The sequence below is a fragment of the Lacrimispora sp. genome (assembly GCF_032078915.1).
In the GTDB taxonomy this organism is placed as follows: domain Bacteria; phylum Bacillota; class Clostridia; order Lachnospirales; family Lachnospiraceae; genus Lacrimispora.
In genome coordinates this window covers 1-3,566 of the sequence record NZ_DAMAUN010000179.1, presented here as the reverse complement: position 1 = coordinate 3,566, position 3,566 = coordinate 1, and the positions used below count along the sequence as shown (strand labels likewise).

Here is a 3,566-nt window from a genome sequence, read left to right as displayed (position 1 = left end):
AGCTGATCCGGCCGTTTTCAGGAGAAGTGATCTACCATTTCCCAGAAGGGGAGAAGGATATTACAAAGGTGCCGAAAAAGGAATTGGACGATGCGCGTAAAAAGATGCAGATCGTTTTCCAGAATCCATATTCATCTTTAAATCCCTCTTTCACCATATTTGGTACGATGCAGGAACCGTTGATCCGGTTTGGAATGAAAAATAAAAAGGAAAGACGGGAGAAGATCGCAAAACTACTGGAAGAGGTAAATCTTCCTAAGGAGTATATGGAACGGTATCCCAATGAGTTCTCCGGAGGGCAGAGGCAGCGGATCGGCATTGCAAGGGCGCTTTCCGTGGATCCTGAGTTTATAGTATGTGACGAAGCGGTTTCTGCGCTGGATGTTTCCATCCAGGCCCAGGTATTACAGCTTCTAAAGGAATTAAAGGAAAAGAAGAATCTGACCTATATGTTCATAACTCATGATCTGTCTGTAGTTGAGTATATCAGTGATCGCATCGCGGTAATGTATCTGGGACATATTGTGGAAATGGCAGAGACTCAGGAGATTTTTGAGAATACCCTGCACCCATACACGGAAGCTCTGCTTGGCGCCATTCCGATTGCTGATATTAACAGGCGGCGTAAGAGGATCCCGCTTCAGGGAGATGTCCCAAGTCCGGTGGATCCACCCGGTGGCTGCCCCTTTCATCCCCGCTGCCCCAAATGCATCCCGCGCTGCAGGACGGAAATTCCCAGAGCGCACAGAATCGAAAATAACGGCCATGAGCACCTGGTATGCTGTCATCTGGCCGAAAACTTATAAGCTGGAGGTTAAAATGAGTAAATTTCAAATTACGGATATTAAAGGAGTCATTCCTGCAACCATGGCATTTTTTGATGAAAAAGAGAATATCGACGAAGCCTGTACAAGAAAAATGACAGAATTTATGATTGAAGCAGGGGTAAATGGGTTTTATTTAACTGGAAGTACAGGAGAATGCTTTACCATGACTCCGGAAGAAAGAAATCGTGTGGTTGATATCGTTATGGATCAGGTAAAGGGGAGGGTACCGGTGATCGTTCATGTAGGAGATATCGGAACCAGAAAGAGCATAGAGCTGGCAGAACATGCGGAGGCAGCAGGAGCAGATGCCATTTCGTCGGTACCTCCCTTCTATTGGAAGTTTTCAAAAGAGGATATTTATCATTATTATAATGACATTGCAAAATCCACCAGCCTTCCGATGATTGTTTATAACATTCAGCTGGCAGGAATCATGGACAAAGACTTAATCCTTAAAATCGCTGAGATCGATCAAGTGAAAGGACTGAAATATACCGCCAGAAGCCATGACGAGATGGGCTCTTTAAAAGAGATGCTTGGAACGGATTTCATGATCTATTCAGGGTGTGATGAGATGGCATTTTCCGGACTATGTTTTGGAGCGGATGGGCTTATCGGTTCCTTCTATAATGTAATCCCGGAAATTTACGAAAAAATATATCAGTGTGTTCAAAACAGCGATATCCCGGGAGGCATCCGGCTGCAGCGGATTGCGGATGAATTTATCTTCGCCTGTCTTCAATATGATTTCCCGTCCTGTGTACATAACCTGATGCGATGGAGAGGACTGGAAGGAGGATATTCCAGGCGGCCGTTCTATAATTATAAGGATGAGGAGCTAGCCGATTTAAAAATAAACTTAAGGAAGATCAGGGAAAAGTATCAGGCCGGGGATCTGGAAATGTTTCAATTCTAGGCGGTAAAGCCCCCCATTTTTAAATGGCAAAAATGGGGGCTTTTTGACTGACAGCTATATGCACAAAACTTACATAGGAATAAAGAATTTTTTATTAAAACATATTGACAAAAAATAAAAACACAGTATATAATTGTTATACAATATCAATAATTTTATGCTGACTACTTAAACGTTTCAGTAAAATTCGGGGAGGTGTTTTTATGCAAGATTGCTATATGCCCACGGGGAACGAATTTGTCAGCCTGCCGACATTGAACCAGACCACGGCTTCGATAGAAAGCTTTACGGTGCTGCATATGGGCTGCAAAGGGATGCTGGCTTTTTGGGGCGGCGAAAGCGAACCTCTCATACGGCCTTTTGTGCAGGCGGAGGAAGGGGATCTGCTCTGTGATCTGGAATGGAAGCGGGAATGTGACTGGATTCCCAGGTTTAAATCGGTAAAGGACGGCGTTAGTACAGAGGGGATTTTTCTGGCTCCTATAGGACAGAAGGCCTTTGCCATACGTTTGACCGTCATGAATCATTCCGGCAGAGAACGGGAGATTTCCTGTGGTTTAAACGGAGCGTGGGGAAAAGTGACCCACAGCGTCAACGAGGATAAGACGGTTACAGGACAGAGAACGGTTTACCGCTCCGGCTGGAATGACGGCCCGGTCTTTGATTTGTCCATTGGAATGCCGGTTATGGCATTTGCACCTATGGCGGTTTTGCTTGTTACATGGGAATTTGAACAGGGTGAGGAAATACACTACAAAGGGACTCATGATTGCCTGTTAAAATCCGGCGAATCCGTGGTACTGGACATTTTCTGGGGCGTGGGCTTTGAAGAGGTGGCTGCGGCAACGGCGGCTAAGGAGCTTTTACGGCAGAGTTTTGATGCGGTTTACGAGGAAACTCTGTGCTGGCTGTCAAAGCGTCAGAAAACCGTGGGCATACGGGAAGTGGATTCCCTGTTAAACCGGAACTTGTTTTTCAACTTCTTTTACGCGACAGGTATGACCATGGATACAGAGGAAGTGGTCATGGTCACTTCCAGAAGCCCCAGGTATTATGTCAGCGCAGCCTATTGGGACAGGGACAGCCTGCTGTGGAGTTTTCCTTCCATTCTAAAGGCAGACCCGCAGTATGCAAAGGAACTTCTGGATTACGTTTTTACCCGCCAGATCAAACAAATCGGCGTTCACAGCCGTTACATAGACGGGACGGTTTTGGAACCGGGATTTGAACTGGATGAACTGTGTGCCCCTTTAATGGCCCTTAGCCGTTACGTCAATGCTACGGGAGAGGCTGATCTTTTACAGGAAAGCCATATTGAGAGAGGAGTAAAGAAGATCCTTTCGATTTTAAAGACCAAGCGAAGCGGTGCCCTTCATCTGTATGAAACTTTTTTACAGCCCACGGATGACATGCGGGTTTATCCTTATGTCACGTATAACAATGTTTTAACTTGGCGGTGCTTGCGGGATTTAGAGAAAATGTATCGTAACTTGTGGCCTACTGAAACGCTTAAGTGGCTGGAAGAGGAAGTTTTGTGCTTGTTTGATGCCATTAATACCCATTGTAGGAAGGAATATCAGGGAAAAATGATTTTTGCCTGGTCCGTAGATGAGGATGGGAACTGGGACGTGTACGACGAACCGCCAGGAAGCCTGGAGCTTCTGCCCTATTTGGGTTTTTGCGGCAAGGAAGATCCTGTCTGGCAAAATACAGTTGAGATGTTACGAAGTCCGGATTACACATACTCTTTGGCAGGAAAGCCTTTTTCCGACATTGGCTGACCCCATGCGCCCCACCCCTGAATACTGAGCGTCGCCAACGGG

Annotated in this window: 3 protein-coding genes; all 3 read left to right on the top strand. The window is 45.9% G+C overall.

From position 1 onward, the window contains the following. Window positions 1-806: ABC transporter ATP-binding protein (locus tag RT269_RS29845; RefSeq protein ID WP_313188144.1), on the top strand; the 806-nt coding region annotated here is incomplete at its 5' end. A 13-nt stretch (window positions 807-819) separates the two neighbouring features. Beyond that, window positions 820-1,743 carry a dihydrodipicolinate synthase family protein gene (locus tag RT269_RS29840; RefSeq protein ID WP_313188143.1) on the top strand — a complete coding sequence of 308 codons (924 nt, stop codon included), beginning with the start codon at window positions 820-822 and terminating at the stop codon, window positions 1,741-1,743. A 203-nt stretch (window positions 1,744-1,946) separates the two neighbouring features. Next, complete coding sequence (locus tag RT269_RS29835) at window positions 1,947-3,524, top strand: glycoside hydrolase family 125 protein (RefSeq protein ID WP_313188142.1); 1,578 nt, start codon at window positions 1,947-1,949, stop codon at window positions 3,522-3,524. Window positions 3,525-3,566 lie beyond the last annotated feature (42 nt).